12 protein-coding genes and 1 riboswitch are annotated in these 16,460 nt (G+C 37.0%); all 12 genes read right to left on the reverse strand.

The window, feature by feature from the left end; all coding sequences use genetic code 11:
• Positions 1 to 259: 259 nt before the first annotated feature.
• A complete protein-coding gene (locus tag BR43_RS08300) occupies positions 260 to 1,279 on the reverse strand; it encodes a Gfo/Idh/MocA family oxidoreductase (RefSeq protein WP_034561031.1) in 1,020 nt (339 codons plus the stop codon).
• A gap of 393 nt (positions 1,280 to 1,672) precedes the next feature.
• The gene (locus BR43_RS08305; RefSeq protein ID WP_034561033.1) at positions 1,673 to 1,864 is read right to left on the reverse strand and encodes a hypothetical protein; all 192 of its coding nucleotides are present in this window, start codon (positions 1,862 to 1,864) and stop codon (positions 1,673 to 1,675) included.
• 80 nt (positions 1,865 to 1,944) lie between these two features.
• Positions 1,945 to 2,199 carry a recombinase family protein gene (locus tag BR43_RS08310; protein WP_051933875.1) on the reverse strand — a complete coding sequence of 85 codons (255 nt, stop codon included), beginning with the start codon at positions 2,197 to 2,199 and terminating at the stop codon, positions 1,945 to 1,947.
• A gap of 146 nt (positions 2,200 to 2,345) precedes the next feature.
• Positions 2,346 to 3,041: an ECF transporter S component gene (locus BR43_RS08315; RefSeq protein ID WP_034561036.1), complete on the reverse strand. Its 696-nt coding sequence runs from the start codon at positions 3,039 to 3,041 to the stop codon at positions 2,346 to 2,348.
• Positions 3,028 to 4,677, reverse strand: a complete 1,650-nt coding sequence (locus BR43_RS08320) for an ABC transporter ATP-binding protein (RefSeq protein WP_034561038.1) — start codon at positions 4,675 to 4,677, stop codon at positions 3,028 to 3,030. Before BR43_RS08320 ends, BR43_RS08315 begins: the two co-directional genes overlap by 14 nt.
• A complete protein-coding gene (locus BR43_RS08325) occupies positions 4,656 to 5,537 on the reverse strand; it encodes an energy-coupling factor transporter transmembrane component T (protein ID WP_034561040.1) in 882 nt (293 codons plus the stop codon). The genes BR43_RS08320 and BR43_RS08325 overlap by 22 nt, the downstream gene beginning before the upstream one ends.
• Positions 5,538 to 5,648: 111 nt before the next feature.
• Positions 5,649 to 7,013, reverse strand: a complete 1,365-nt coding sequence (locus BR43_RS19870) for a prenyltransferase/squalene oxidase repeat-containing protein (protein WP_245617896.1) — start codon at positions 7,011 to 7,013, stop codon at positions 5,649 to 5,651.
• Between the two features lie 136 nt (positions 7,014 to 7,149).
• Positions 7,150 to 7,349, reverse strand: a riboswitch (cobalamin riboswitch).
• A 222-nt stretch (positions 7,350 to 7,571) separates the two neighbouring features.
• Positions 7,572 to 8,402, reverse strand: a complete 831-nt coding sequence (locus BR43_RS08335; RefSeq protein ID WP_034561045.1) for a DUF4430 domain-containing protein — start codon at positions 8,400 to 8,402, stop codon at positions 7,572 to 7,574.
• A 542-nt stretch (positions 8,403 to 8,944) separates the two neighbouring features.
• On the reverse strand, positions 8,945 to 9,694 hold the full coding sequence (locus BR43_RS08340) for an alpha/beta hydrolase (protein WP_034561047.1): 750 nt from the start codon (positions 9,692 to 9,694) through the stop codon (positions 8,945 to 8,947).
• Positions 9,695 to 9,719: 25 nt separating this feature from the next.
• Positions 9,720 to 10,688: a LacI family DNA-binding transcriptional regulator gene (locus BR43_RS08345; protein ID WP_034561049.1), complete on the reverse strand. Its 969-nt coding sequence runs from the start codon at positions 10,686 to 10,688 to the stop codon at positions 9,720 to 9,722.
• A 208-nt stretch (positions 10,689 to 10,896) separates the two neighbouring features.
• Positions 10,897 to 14,256: a GH36-type glycosyl hydrolase domain-containing protein gene (locus tag BR43_RS08350; RefSeq protein WP_034561051.1), complete on the reverse strand. Its 3,360-nt coding sequence runs from the start codon at positions 14,254 to 14,256 to the stop codon at positions 10,897 to 10,899.
• 19 nt (positions 14,257 to 14,275) lie between these two features.
• On the reverse strand, positions 14,276 to 16,447 hold the full coding sequence (gene bglX, locus BR43_RS08355; RefSeq protein WP_034561053.1) for a beta-glucosidase BglX: 2,172 nt from the start codon (positions 16,445 to 16,447) through the stop codon (positions 14,276 to 14,278).
• Positions 16,448 to 16,460: the final 13 nt, after the last annotated feature.

The raw sequence follows: 16,460 nt of genomic DNA on the forward strand, positions 1-16,460 counted from the left end.
AGTAAACTTTTCAAATTATGTTACGCAAGTTGACAGAAAATTATCCATGCAACTTAGTTAGTGCGTTAATCTGATTAAGGTATTCATCAAATTTAAAAAACTTAGGGTCAACGAAACTAGTTATTTCTAAAGAATTTTTAAGTAAAACTATCTACGTGGTTATCATTCTTAAATTCATTTATTTTAATTAAACCCACTTAGCAAGTATTAAGAATCTGCTAAGTGGGTTTGTTTAGTTCTTATACTAAAAATTCGTTATTTAAATACTCAATGATTGACTGCCTTCTTCTAGTATTTCTAATTGACGAATCGTTTCTTCATCTTTAACAATTTTGGCTTTGCCATTCATAATGGTTTCATATAAACCATCATATACTCGACTATAATCGCCAATTTCAGATACTACTTTTTCCTCATGATACGTTCCAGATTCATCTACATAAGTTAATACGCCATAATGCTCTGGCAAGTCAATTCCAAAGTCAGGATTTTCAGGCATATAAAATAGTTTCAAATGCTCTTCTTGACGATCTTTTGTTTGTTTGACAAAGCTACCTTTCTTGCCATAAATAACAAAGCTAGGACGCTCTTTTAAGCGGAAGTAGCTAGATTTAACTGAAACTTTTAACTTATCATAATAAAAATCTAAATCAAAGTAATCATTCATTCGTCCTGCACCAAGCAATTGACGTACATCATAATGAATTGTTTCTGGATTCCCAAAATAAGATAAGACTTGATCGATTGTATGACATCCATGACCATATAAATAACTGCTTTCTTTTGAATAGCTTGCAGTATTTTCAGGTACTTCTGGTCTAAAGTAATCATAGTGCATCTCGACTTCTAATAGTTCGCCTAACACACCACTTTCAATGACCTTTTGCACCGTTAGAAAATCCGAATCATAGCGTCGATTTTGATAACATTGAACCAACAAGTTCTTTTCTTTGGCTAATGCAAATAATTCTTTTGCTTCAGTAGAAGTTTCAGTAAATGGTTTTTCAATTAAGGCATTCTTACCATGCTCTAAAATCATTTTTCCATAGTTATAGTGGGAAGAACTTGGAGTTGTCACGACGACTAATTGAATTTCTGGATCATTAAAAATATCATCAATATCTGTTGTATAATGAACCCCTTCAATCTTATCCCATGCGTGTTTATCGCTACGAGAATAAATCGTTTTGACTTTAATTTTATCTTTTAATTTTGTAGAAAAAGGCAAGTGATAGCGGTTCGTACTCTTTCCATTGGCGATATATGCAATTGTTAACATGTTTGTTCATTCCTCCATCCAAACTTTGGTCAAACTTTCTGTTCACTTCATTATAAGTTATTTTTCTATATTAGAACAGCCAAAAAGATAGATCATTTTTTAGTGCGTCATCGTCAAGTAATCGTACTCTAAATAACAGTAAATGATTTCTGAATTTGATACATTATAGTTAATCCTGTAGCTAAGAAGAAACCTATTTTCAATAATACTTCTACCCGTATAATGAAGTTTCAGTTATTTCATGCAGCACAACTATACATTATAAAAGCAGGTAAAATTACTAAATAACATTCACCCTTCTCTTATTCATAGGTACAACTCACATTAATCAGACTTTTATCAGATAAGCCTAAATAAAAAATAACAATAGAGTATAATCTATTGTTATTTCACCTATTTTCTTGGCCTACTTACTTTGATTTTCTGATGATTCCTTTCTTTAGCATCCCTTTCATTTAGATGTTTCATTTTCTGATTAATTAATTGATTTACTATATGTTGACCAACTACATTCTTACTTTCATTGCCTTCACCAGCATTCAATAAGTTTTTTAGAACATCAATAAAGGTCTTTTTATCAGTCATTTTCATTCACCTTAATTCATTTTATCTGTATAGACATCTCTAGATAAGCGGATAGTTAAAAAGTAGATCTAGTATAGATCCTATAACCTGTTTTTAGAAAAGAAATCCATGAAATCCCTAGTGTTACGTTCAAGCCTACTCCAGCTTTCAACAATTACCGTATCCTCTTCACAAACTACGTCTTTTAACTTATTCAACGCTAGGCAACTGGATTTTGTTCCAGAAATTTTCTCAGTTAAAAATTCATTGCAGTGATACTTTTCTAACATATCAAGCTGTCTATTTAGTTCTTGTGAACAAGTATTCTCTCGTACATAACCATAATTGTAATTCATATCACCACTCCTAGCTTGAACCAAAAAATAACCATCGTTATAGATATATAGATTTTGATATAAATTTTGAGAAAAAACAAACACAAGTTAAAAGGATAAATTAGATTTATCCTTTATCTATGATTAACCAATCAACTGAATCAGCTTCATTTTCCTTCTAAATCTACCAAGCCGTACTTCTTTTGAAAACGACGGATAATTTTTAACCACGAGGGGCTGAATAGCCATAAGAAAAACACATTTGAGAGGGCATGGGCCAAATCAAAATAAAAACTTGCAGCGTACGCTTGAACAAATGCAATCCAATTCAAAGGCTGGATATAAGCCACTACATACCATAGATTCATAATCCAACCGAATAAGAAACCCCAAACAAATCCAAACACGAGACGACTCCACATCTCTTTCAAGATTGACGAATCTTTTAATAGACCAGCTGTAAAACCAACCATCCCCCAGCAAAACATTTGCCACGGCGTCCATGGACCTTGACCAAGAAACATATTTGAAACTAGTGCTGCCGTAGCACCAACAACGAAACCACTTTCACTCCCCAGTACCATTGCCGATACAATAATGACAAAAGTTGTCGGCTGAACGCTTGGAATCATTGCAAACGGAACCCGGCTTGTCGCTGCTATCGCTCCAAGTACTGCAATAAAAACAATCTCTCGTGAACGAATTTTTTTCTTTTCAAAACGGTGATATAACGGCACCATTGTTGCGATTAAGAATAAAAAGCTGACTAGTAAATAATATTTATCACTGATAGCTACAGACAAAGTTAACATGACAATCAGAAAAAATAGCAATCCCCATAAATTCTGTTTAACTTTCCACATATGGAATCACATCCTCCCACGTCAAAGCTCGTGGCAGTTCCCTACGCACTAAACGATTAATCGCTGTTGTGTAAAAGAAATTATCACTAAAGAAATCATGAACCAATCCCTCTGAAAGAATCTTCCCATCGAATAACAGCGCTGCACGCGTGCCATAAGAAGCGGCAAATTCCATATCATGAGTTGCCATGACAATAGTGGTACCTGCTTCTTTTAACCTTGTTAACACTATTGACAAATGATGTTTCCGAACAGGATCTAACCCTTTTGTCGGTTCATCCAATAAAAGAATCTCTGGTTTTGACAATAAGGCTAAACCTAGTGCGACTAGTTGCTGCTCGCCACCACTACAATCTAAAGGATGTCTTCTAGTAACGTGTTCTATCTCTAGCTCCTTTAGCATCTCGTTTGCTACTTGTTCAGGCTGACTTAAATTAAGTTGTAAACTACGTTGATAAAATTCATCAAAAACCGTATCATAGGCAAAATGATACGCGGGATTTTGAGAGACATATCCAATTCGTTCATAACGTCTTTTTAATGCAATTTTCGTTAAGTTCTCTCCATTAAAGGTTACCTTGCCTCTTCGAGGATTCAGTAATCCTGCTACTATCATTAAAAAAGTTGATTTTCCTGTTCCATTTTTCCCGACAATCCCAATCCATTCACCTTTTTCAGCAGAAAAATTCAGTTCTCTTAAAATAAAGTGCCCATTCTTCTCATATTGAAAAGCAATTGCTTTTGCTACTAAAAAATCCTGTTTCTTCTCTTTTTCCCCCTCTTGTTTCTGTTTCATTTCAGCTGACAAATCACTTCGTAAGGCAGGTAATTGCCGCTGACCTGCTAGCACCGAAAAAGGCAGATACTCCGATTGAATTTCCAAGAATAAACGTGGAATTTGCGGAATAAATAACCGCTTGCTAGCAGTTTGCCATAATTGCTTAATCGCTGTTATCGGCTGGCTATTTTCAATAATTTTTCCTTGATCCATCACAACTAATCTTGTTGCTAGCGGGATCACTTCGTCTAGTCGATGCTCGCTCATAACAATAGTTATACCAAGTTCTTCATGAATTCTTTTTAATAATCCTAAGAAATCTCGTGTAGCAATCGGATCAAGTTGTGCAGTCGGTTCATCTAAAACTAATAGTTTAGGTTGAAGAATCAAGACGGCTGCCAAATTTACTAACTGTTTTTGTCCGCCAGAAAGGGTATGAATCGATTGCTGTAATAAGTCTTGAAAGCCTAGAAAACTGATTAATTCTGCAATTCTTTTCTCAATCGTTTTAGGAGGACAACCAATATTTTCTAATGAAAAGGCTAATTCACTCATGACATTATCCATCACAATTTGATTTTCTGGGTTTTGAAAAACCATTCCGACTTCCGTTGCTGATCGACTATCAGATAGATTCTGATACAACTCATCTTGGTAAAGTAAACTACCTGTTCGTTGACCAATTGGCCATAATTCTTTTTTCAAATGACGCAACAAAGTTGTTTTTCCACTTCCAGAAGAACCAGCTAATACTAAAAAATCACCTTCTTCAATTACTAAAGAATTCATAACTAAGGCTGCTGCCTTTTCTTCCGGATAGGTAAAGCTTAAATCCTTTATTTCTGCCAATGCCACCATACTAATTCCCTCCCTTCCAAAATAAGCGGATAACTTACAAATAACAGCGTTAAAACCAATAACAACTGATTCTGGATTAGCGTTAAGCCTAGTGTTCCTAGTTCAGGATAAATTTGTAACTCACCAAATCCATTTAATTTGCCAACAATACAACTAATCAAAATAACAGAACCAAAAATCAAACTAAGAATGTCTCGCATATCAAATCGATACCTTAGATACGTGCTACGTTTTTTCACACCATATCCCCGAGCTTCCATCGAATCTGCAGTTTGCAAGGCTTCTTCTAAGGAACAGACTAGTAAAATCTGAACCAAACGCATCCCACTATGGGCTCGGGTTTTGATTTTTCCAGTTTCCATCTGAATTCCACGTGTTTTCTGAATTGCTGTTATGGTGGTTAATCGCCGAATAAATAACGGTACAAAACGAATCGTAATCATAGTTAACAAGGCGACTTGTGGCGATATTCTTGAAAATAAATAGAGGAATTTATGACTGGTGATTACACTATTGTAAGAAATAAAAATAATCAATAAACAACTAAAAGATAAGGCCATCAATATACCATAAACTACGGCTTCTAGCGTAATTGGATTTCGACCCAAATAGAATAAAAAATGACTACCACGATGATTCAGTAATGGATTAATAATGGCAATTGCTGAGATAAAAAACCATGACCCTTGCAACATTTTTCGCATTTTTTCGCCGTTTTTTTGGCAAAGATTATAGGCAACTAAAATAAGTAGCTCGCAAATTAAAAACACCGGATGCAAAAATAGCATGCTTAACAAGATAACACCGATATAATAACAAAAACTAGTAACTGGATGAACTGAATTTAATGCTGTCTGCACTTCTCCACTCCTTTCTTTAAGTATTTTTTCTTGAATTTTTTTATAGAAAAGCTTCAAATAAAATAGACAACTATTTTATTTGAAGCATAAATTGTGATAAACGCACTAAAATTAAACTTGATTAATTTTTTTCTTTTTCATACCATACCAAGGAAATAAACCAACTAAAACAGCGCTAAATCCAATCAAAGTAATCGCTGTACCAAACTCGTTCGTTTCACCTGTTTTTGGGAAAACCTTTGACTCACTCACTGCTACTTTTGGATAATTTGTTTGATTTCCATTATCTGAATCGGATTTATTTGTCTCCTTCACAACAGTCGGTTCAGTAATCACTGGCTTTTCCGATATTACTGGATTCGGATTCGGGTCTGGGTCTGGATTTGGTATAGGTTTTGGATCTGGTGTTGGTGTTGGGTCCGGCTTTGGATCTGGTATCGGATCTGGGTCCGGCATCGGGTCTGGATTTGGATTTGGATTCGGATCTGGGTCTGGATCCGGCACAATAGGCACATCTACTAATTGTGGCACTGGATTATTCACAAAGTCATAAATAGAAATAAATTCTGCACCTTGATCATACATTTTATATTGTGCTAAAGCATATGAAGCTTGTTCTAAAGCCATTCCATTACTTCCTGTATCCGTTAATAACCATTTAAATCCACCATCATCAACACGATACGTCATTAAAGCCTCAATTGCATTGTGACTTTTCGTAAATCTTGGATCAGTTGGATCATTTTCAGTCATTGTTATTCCCATAATCGCTTGCGCAATTGAATTTGAGTTCTCGTTCGACCAGCCTTTAAAACCACCTGAATCTAACTGAACAGTAGATAAATAATTGATACTATCATCTATCGCATCCATAACTCCTGGCAAATCTTGATATTTTGCTAAGGCAGACATAGCCATTCCAGTAATATCAATATCACTTGCTGAACCAAAAAGAGCCCAACCGCCATCTGATTTTTGTAAGCTAACTAATTTTACAACTAACTCTTCAATAGAAAAAACCGCATCAGCTGGGACATCATACTCTTTTGTTTGTAAAGCTAAAAGACCATATATGATTGCATTTGTACCGTTGTTTATTACGTTCATACGGTACAACTCTTCAACCAAATTCTTATGTTCATTGGCTTCAGGAATATTTGTTGGATCTCCACCAACAGATACTACACCAATAATTGTTCGCTCATAATCTGTTGCTGAAAGACGATCCGTCGTATTCAAATATGTGACGATTTGATTATAATAGTCTTGACGCAATTCTTTACTTGCGGGTGTATTTGATCTAGCGACAGCAAGAGCTTCCCAGTCAGAGCTAATAGCTCCATCCGATAACATTTTTGCAGTTGCTCCATCAATTGCTTCGTCTAATGTTGCTGCATAAGCTGCACTTACAGGGGCTGCCACCAAATTAACCATTAACGTGATTGTCGCAAAAATCGTCATCAATTTTTGTTTCATATTTTTCACTTCATTCTCCTCCAAATCCTATTTAGAAACACAAAAACAGACATCCAATAATTATAAAAGGACAACTAGAAATAGACTCATCCTAAAAAAGAAACGATTGTGTTTTGCTTTATCCGATGAATTATAGTAACCTACCGGCACCAAGAGAGCTATCCTCACTCAAATTCAGCCTACTTTCTTACCTTCTCGAATGATAAACTATTCAGTGGCATTTGAGATTTCAGCATTTTGACAGTAGATTGAGGCTGTCGAGGATTTCCACCTCTTTCCCTGATTCCTAATACATGTCATTTTTATACTTTCTAGCACTCATTATAGGTAAATTTTTTAAGAGATACAAGCTCCGCTTTAGTAAAGCAGAAAATTATACTCTTTTACTTTTCATAAAACAATTACTTCCTCACTTAATTCGTAGCATTTACATACTTCCTCTGAATAAACATTTACCAAAATAAACAACAAAAGAACTTAAAGATAGGGCTTTCCCCTTTCAATTTTAAGTTCTACTTTTTTCTTTTCATTGGAAAATGTCAAAAATATGCTACTTTTTTATACCTGCGGCGCTCCCACATCTTTCCCCATATTTTCGGTGTACAACCAGTCAATACTATCTCCAACTTGCACTGAATACTGAGCAGCTCCGTAACTTGGAAAGACACCATTCACCCGGTATAGCCAACCACTTTCCGCTCCCTTATCAAATTCATACAAATTGTTAATTCCAGCCACATATGAGCCTCCACGAATTCCTACTTGAATCCCGTTATCCCGACAATATTTAGATAGAATATCCATGACGCTTTGGCCTTCACTGATTGTCACTTGCTGTGAACTAACCACGTAACTACTTGAATTAGCTACGGTTCCTCTAATGGAGAAACGGACTTCCTTTTTAGGCTCCGGTGTTGGTTTAACTTCTGGCTCTGGTTGAGGTGCTTCTGGTTGAGCTGGTGTACTTGGCGGTACAGTTGGCTCATCTTTTGCTTCTACCACTGGACGCTGTGGCATATCACTATTAGGTGTCACAGTCGTTGCTTGATTCTGATTATCCTGACTCGCTTCGGTCGTACTTGAAGTCGCCTTATCCTTATCTTGCTGTGTTAATTGAGTTTCTGTGGCTACTTCTTTAGAGCTTTCTGCAAGACTCTCACTCTTTTTTTCTAAACTTCCACTTACTTTTTCCTGTTCTTTTTCTACTTTATCTATTTTTTTAGAATCTATCTTTGGCTCTGCTTTAACTACTTTTTTCTCTGCCTGAGTTTTGGTTTCACTAGTATTAGACGTCGCTACTTGCGCAAATTTACTATTTAAAAATGCACCACCAAAAGTGAGTACTGTTAATAATGAAATAACTGCTATCTGAATTTTCCGTTTTTTCACAAGGTTCCCTCCAACTGAACGATTCCATTTTCTCTTCTTCATTTCTACCCATAAATTGACTAAAAGGTTCCTCACTCACTCTTTATCCGCATTTAGTTTAGAGTCTATGGAAACTTCCTACTTTGAGACTCTTTGATTATAGAGAAATCTCTTCAGGAATACAACTAGGAAACCAAACTTGTTTTATCCTTTAATACATAAGCCACATCCTTTTAATTTGAATGCTTAATTCGTTTTCACATGCAAAAGATTTTATTTCTAGCGACTGTACCAATTTTTCCACGATAGGAAGAGTAGCGACGAGATTTTCGAGTGAATGAATTTACTTGTATCTTCAATTTTTGAATGAACCGCTGAGCCTTCTTTTTATTCACAAAGTATAGCCACTTTGTCTTTTTTGTACTCTTGTACAACTTTCAATTTGAATTCAAAACTAGATTTTCCCATAAAAATACCGACCTCCAAATGTTAGATTTTTGGTCTAACTTTTTGGGGTCGGTACATTACTTGAACTCAACAAGAGAGGCATTTTTTAAGGTATCTCACTTTTTTAATTTCGTTTCAATCCACTCTAAAACCGTTTGAATATAATAATCCCAGAACTCCCAATTATGAGTTCCCTGTGCTTCAATCCAACTAGAGTCAAAATCTAAATCCGCTAACTGCTTAGAAAATTTCACATTATAGTGATAAAGAAAATCTTCCCTTCCGCAGATTTGAAGAATTTCTGGAACATTCGATTGTCCCTTCACTTGATTCATTAAATAAACTAAGTCACTCTGACTGCCTTCCAATTCTTCCAATGAACCGAAAATCCTTGTAAACTCTCGGTTACGACTAGCATCATCTTTCCATAGTCCTACCAAATCAACTGCGCCAGAGATTGAGGCAATCCCAGCAAATTTCTCGGGATAATTCAGCCCCCATTTTAACGCACCATAACCGCCCATCGACAAACCTGCTACAAACGTTTCTTCTTTCTTTTGTGAGATTGGAAACCAACGCTGAATTAATGCTGGCAACTCCTCTGATAAAAAGGTCCAATAAGCTCCACCCTCTACCATATCTGCATAAAAACTACGCTGAACTTGCGGCATAACAATTGCGATAGCCATTTTATTTGCATAGCGAGCAATCGAACTATTTTGTAACCAAGAGGTATCATCGTCAGATAAACCATGCAATAAATACAATACAGGCAAACGGCCTTCAAATTCCTCCGGTAAAATAACATGAAATGATGTCCGAATATCCAATACTTTTGACGAAAAACTGCTTGAAAGAACTGCCACTATCATTCACTCCCCTATTCATTTACTAAATTGTATTCGATGAAACGGAATCGCCACGAATCAAACTTGTATATATCAACTCATCCTCAGTTGGTTCTCCATGGATTAAATCTAATAACTTACTGGCTGCAACTGAACCCCATTTGTGTTTAGAATATTCAATCGTGGCCAGACTAGGTGTTAAAAACTCACTAACCGTCGTATGGTCAAATCCGACTAAATCAATTTCTTTTCCAATTGATAAATCAGTTTTAGCAAAATATTTATACATTCCAATGGCCATTTCATCATTTAATGAAAAAACCGCTACTGGCTCTTGATATTCTGCATGTATTTTAGCTGCTGCTAACTGCCCAGCTTGTTCCGTGAAATCTCCTTGAATAATCTTGTAAGGCGTATTTTCACGTTCCAATTCCAGCTCACAAGCTTTTTGACGCTCCCGACTATCGTGAGAATCCACCGGTCCAGTCAACAAATAAAAAGGTCTTTGACTTTTGTATTTTAAATAATCAATCGCCAATGTCGCACCAGCTTTATTATCTAACAGAACTTTCCGAATGTTTTTGTGTGGCAATTCACGATCCAGCACAACAATCTGATGTCCTCGTTTAGCATAACGCATAATCTCTTCATCAGAAAAGGTCGAATCTAAAATAATTGCTCCATCAATCATGCGCTCTGGCAAAAATAGATGAGATTTATCGCCACAACAGACAATCATTTCATATCCTTTTGCAAATAAAGTATCCATAACACCTTCTAATAATTGCCCATAAAACGAACCGCCATAATTCGTTAAATAAACGCCAATGATGTTCGTCTGTTGCCTTTTTAAGGTACGAGCTGCCATGTTTGGCACATAATGAAGCTCATCAGCAATGGCTGTGATTCTTTTTCTCGTTGCTTCTGTGACTTTAGGACTGCCATTTAAAGCATACGAGACTGTTGATATCGACACACCCGCTTTTTTCGCAATGTCCTTAATTCCTACCATTATGCTTTCCTCCTACCTTTTTTTATTTATTTTTACACCTAAACCCGAATCTTCTTTCGGTAATTATACCATTCCACGATCCTTCAAACAACGAAAGTTCGGAACGTTTCTTCTCCGATTTTGGTTTATTTTAAGATCGATCACATTGATTTAAACAAATACACACAATTCTCATTCGACAACTGTGTGTATCCGCAAGTTTGTTTTATTATACGTAAATATCGATTCGATTTCCTTGTTTCAACGCAGCTTCTACTAGGTTATGCTCAATCATAGAAGCACCTTCACGATAACGATTCTTCCCAAGCTCAACAGGAATTTCAATTCCATTTATCTGAACCTTTCGTTGCACTTGTTCGTTTACATGATAATGAATTTCCACTGGTTGTCCTAACAGATGATAATGGAAGATTAGACCATCCATTTCTGTTGTCATAATTGGATCAAAAATTACATGCGTAGCATCTTGACGAATTCCTAAACCATTGGAAATCAGTTGATTCATATAAATTCCCGGTCCACTAGAATAAATCCGCCAACCGCCTTTAACTGCAACTTCTCCCGTTTTTAATTGCCCGAATCTTTCTTGCGCTTGATAGCGATCTCTAAAGTCCCCATCTGAGCTACTAAAGTAAGCATTGCTTTGTCTAAACTTCGCGTTAGGAACTACATCCCGGATTTGCACGGGGTTCACAATCGACAAACCACGCCAAACTTCATCACCTTTGCCTAATTTAGCCATTGCTTCAATAAAACGAATATGAGCATGAACATACTGCAAGCCAACTTCACGACCAAAGTTAGCCGCCTGTTCCCCGCGCTTAAAGTTCGTACTAACGCCTCCATGGTACGTTGCTGGACGATTCATTAAACGCACACCGTCTGGATGATATAGCTCTTTTTGAATCACTTGATAATGAGCATCTGCTTCTTCAGGCGTTAACAACTCACCAATCATACTTCGCGTCATTGGCAATAAACGATATTGAATCCCTGTTTTTGTATCAGTCGGATGAATCATTAATTCAACTTCTGTTGGATTCTCCATATAAACAAAGCCGGGAATGACATCCGTTGCTAGCATGTATTTTTTAAAGTCTTTTTCAATTCCAGCTACTAAATGAGTTAATTCCTCTGCTAAATCTGGCACCACTTCTTGCAAAACTTCCGCTAATTGTTTCAAGACCTGATACGTCAACGCTACTGTCCAACTACTTGCCATATTCTTTTTCAAATTACTATCATAAGGCTGTAACGTATCATCCCAATCCCCATCTCCATAGCAAGATAAATACGTGCCTACTAAGAAATTAGTACGAATATAGTCGATTTCTTTTCTAAGATGCTCCAATAATGAAGCTGTATACGTTGTCTTTTGATTCGTTTCGCGATCCGCATAAGGAATCTGGTCTGCCAAAATGGAAAAATCATTGGTTCGTTTCAAATAATCCCCAACCACTTTCAAAGGCCAAACAATGATATCTCCATGACTTTCCTCCGCCTTCACTTCTTCGTAACGATCAAACATAAACCATTGAGGCCAATTGCCATCATTTTCAAATTGATTCGCAAATAAAGTTTGAATAATCTCTTTTACGACTTCAGTTTGATTGGTCGCAAAGAAATACTCCACTGGACCTTGGGAGACATCTCTAGTTCCCCAAGCGGCACCACCATACTGCTCTAAACCATGAGGAACTAGATAATGAACCAGCATATTATGAGTGTACCACCAGGCAAGTGTATTTAAACGAGCAACTTCACGTTGAATCTCAGGGTTTTCATGGTACAGTTCAAAGTAATTCATCACTTCTCCTAGATGCTGTGTGTAGCGATCTACTGCTGCCATAAATGACTCCATTGTTGCATCATAAGCCTCACCCGTCGTTGTTCCTTGAATCTTAATTCCGAAAGAGGTCGTTGCTGCGATTTCTAAAATCACTAATGATTCTGAAGCATCTATCTCATCCGTTTCCAAAAAGAAGGCATCTTCCTGCAACTGAAAATCTGCTTGTACGACTTCTAAATAATAGGTTAAATCAGGATATTTTTCTGCCATTGTCGAATCTTTTTCAGCTTTAACTGTCAGCAGATTCCCTTCTCTCGTTAATTTGAATGGTACTTTATATTCATTTTCATTCATTGTAATTTGATTGGTAACTAGATAGCGATAGGATTTTCCACTTTCGCTAACTACGTCTAACTGAATTTTCGGTGCATCAACAGTCGTATAATTCGTCACGATTAACATATCGTCTTGTAATTTGTAATACCATTTTCCATAGTTAAAGCCCATTTCAAATGCAGCAGGCATCGCCAATAGTTGATACTTTCCATCTAATTCTACATAAATCCGTTGTCCTGAAGTCTTCAACACATTTAATGCATTCCGAGCATTACTCATTAGCTTATTCATCGAAGTATTGCCTAAAACCACTTGCGCATTAAACAAACCATACATATAAGAGGTTGTCGTTAAGATTTCTTCGTTTATCTTTAAATGCGCCCCGCTAAATAAAATATGTCCATGAGGACGTTCCACAAGTTGTTCTTTTTCTTTCAAGACAACATGGGCTTGTCCATCTGTAAAAAAAGATAACAATTGATTTTCACTATATTCCTCTTCCTGTCGATTTGGAAAATAACGTCGAATGTCTTTTTCTGTAAAGGCTTCGGTTTGCAGCACCTTACCAAATTGCGCGGCTTTTTTGATAAGTGGCTGTTGACTGAATATCGGTGGATTTTCAAGTTGTAACTGTTCCCATGCGTCATCCACTTCCATTTGATAGTCAATTTCTGTCAGCGCTGTTGGATGATTTTCTTGTGCCAGTCCATAAAAGACTATTTGTTGCGGCTGTTCCTCTGTCAACTGAATTTTTCCAGATTGCAATGCCGTGTATGCCATTTCATATTGGTAAACTTCATTGGCTAAAGTCAGTTGACTTAATATTGCTGGCTGGTTGCTTTCTTTATAAGACAAGCCAAAAAATTGAAATCCATCAGTAGAATAACCCTGTGCTTTAGTTAAACTCCCTTGCTGTAAATAAGGAAATTGATTGTTTGCTTGTGGTTGATTCTGCCTTGAACAGACGACAAAACCTTTCACAGCATCTTCAAATACTGCGTGATCGATATATTGTCCCACGTAGGCTTCATTTGATTGTAGCGCACCAATTCCAGCTAGCCCAACATCTTGTCCATAAATAACATCAACTAGGAGACCCGCGCCACTTAATTCAATTGACCAAAACCAAATACCTTCTGTTGCCAAACTAAAGATTACTGTATAAGATACGCCTGCCACTTCACCTAACCACTTCAACTGATTCTGATTGCTTCCCGTGTAAAAGGTACTCGTAGAAGCTATCCCCAGTAAAGGAAAATAACGAATTCCATCTGCGTTAAACACTCGCAAATACAAATTATTCATAGAACCATCAAGAATATTGGTTTGGACTTGGTTGTACATTGTTTCGCCATGAGTGATATCAAAAATATCCCCACTTTTTAAAAATCTAAATGCTGTTTTACCAGCTTGTAATTGGATATAATTCTGCGTATTTCCCATGATAAATTCCTCTTTTTCCTTAATTTATGAATGTAAAACTAGTTTTTAATAACCCATCATCGTGACTACTTGGACCCACCATTACATGGAACTCACCTGTATCGCTCTTAAAACTGAGATCTTGATGAACGTAACACAATTCATTTTCTGATAACGTAAAAGTAATCACTTGTTCTTCATTTGCAGCTAGCTCAATTTTTTGATAGCCTTTTAACTCTTTTACCGGTCGAACAACTTCTCCAACTACATCACGAATATAAAGTTGAACAATTTCTTTTCCTATTATATTTCCTGTATTTTTAACTGTTACGTGAATCTTCAAAGTTTCAGATGGTGTTAATTTTGTTGTTGAAATCTGTAAATCTGAATACGAAAAACTTGTATAACTTAAGCCAAAACCAAATGGATACAAAGCCTCATTAGGAATGTCTAGATACTTAGATACATATTTTTCATCTGCTGAACGACCTACTTCTGGACGTCCGGTGTTATCAGGATTGTAGTAAACTGGCACTTGTCCAACATTGTAAGGAAACGACATGCTTAATTTGGCAGAAGGGTTGATTGCTCCCATTAAAATATTGGCTAGTGCATTCCCTCCCTCTGTTCCAGGGAACCAAGCTTCTACAATCGCCGCTACTTCTGTTGACTGACTAAGTTCGCTAATATCTAGTGGGCGACCATTAAATAACGTCACAACAATTGGCTTTCCTAATTTTTTCAGTTGCTTAAATAAATCTAACTGAACTTGTGGCAAATGAATATCGCTACGGCTCGCTGCCTCACCACTCATATCTGAATTTTCCCCTAGCGCTAGAATGATCACATCTGCAGCTTCCGCTATTTCAAGTGCCTCCGCTACTTCTGTCTGACTTCCTGCAGTTAATACCTCGCATCCTTTAGCAATCATCAACTGTTCAACTGGTACATATTTTCTTAAACCTTCTGCTAAAGAAATCGCTTTTTCAGACTCACCTTGCCATGACCAAGCACCTAAAATATCCTTTGATTCAGCTCCTGGTCCGATTAACGCAATTTTTTGCTGCGATGCCAGAGGCAAGATTCCCGAATTTTTCAGCAAGACAATGGATTCTTCTGCTGCCTTTCTAGCACTTTCACGATGGGCGTCACTTAAAACCAACTCCTGTTCTCGCTGCACGTCTGCTCCACGATAAGGATTTTCAAACAAACCTAAGTCATTTTTTAAATTCAAAATTCGTAGAACCGCTTCATCTACTAAGTTTTCTGCAATCTCACCGGCTTCAAGTGCATCTTCCAAATGATTCAGATAACACATCGTCATCATTTCAATATCAACACCCGCTTTTAAAGCCAGTATCGCCGCTTCTTTCTCATCACTTGCAACGCCATGAGGAACTAGCTCTTTCACTGCACCCCAGTCTGAGATTAAGACACCATCAAAGTTCCATTCTTTTCTTAACAAATCACGCATTAGCCATTGATTGGCTGTCGCAGGAACACCATCTACTGTATTAAAGGCTGTCATCACTAGCTTCGCACCTTCATTTAAGGCCGCTTGATAACCAGGAAGATAGGCCTCACGTAGTTGGCGTTCTGACATATTCACCGTGTTGTATTCTCGTCCCGCAACTGGTGCGCCATATGCCGCAAAATGTTTCACACATGCTGCAACTCGTTCCACATCTAGGGTCAAATCAGTCCCTTGATACCCACGAACAAAAGCTTTTGCCAACTCTGCATTTAGAAAAGCATCCTCACCAGTAGACTCCATTACGCGTCCCCAGCGTGGATCACGAACTAAATCAACCATTGGTGAAAATGTCACATGTAATCCTGAAACTGCTGATTCCAAAGCTGAAATTCTAGCTGTTTCCTCAGCCAATGCTGTATTCCACGAACTTCCTAAAGCTAAAGGAATAGGGAAAATTGTTTTATAGCCATGAATTACATCTGCCATAAAAATTAACGGAATTCCCAAACGGTTTTTAGCTAGATACTTTTTTTGTGTCTGAATCACATCTGCTGCTCCAGAAATCCCTAGAACTGTTCCAGCATTATCAATCATTTCTTCTGTTAAGCCCATCTCTTCGATTGGTCCAGTTACTGCATCCAAATCAATATAAAATCCCGCTGCTAGCTGCAATAGCTGATTAATCTTTTCTTGACGGGTCATTTTTGCTAGTAAGTCTTGCAATTCTACTGCTCTCATTAAAAACTGCCTC

This window comes from Carnobacterium gallinarum DSM 4847 (assembly GCF_000744375.1).
In the GTDB taxonomy this organism is placed as follows: domain Bacteria; phylum Bacillota; class Bacilli; order Lactobacillales; family Carnobacteriaceae; genus Carnobacterium; species Carnobacterium gallinarum.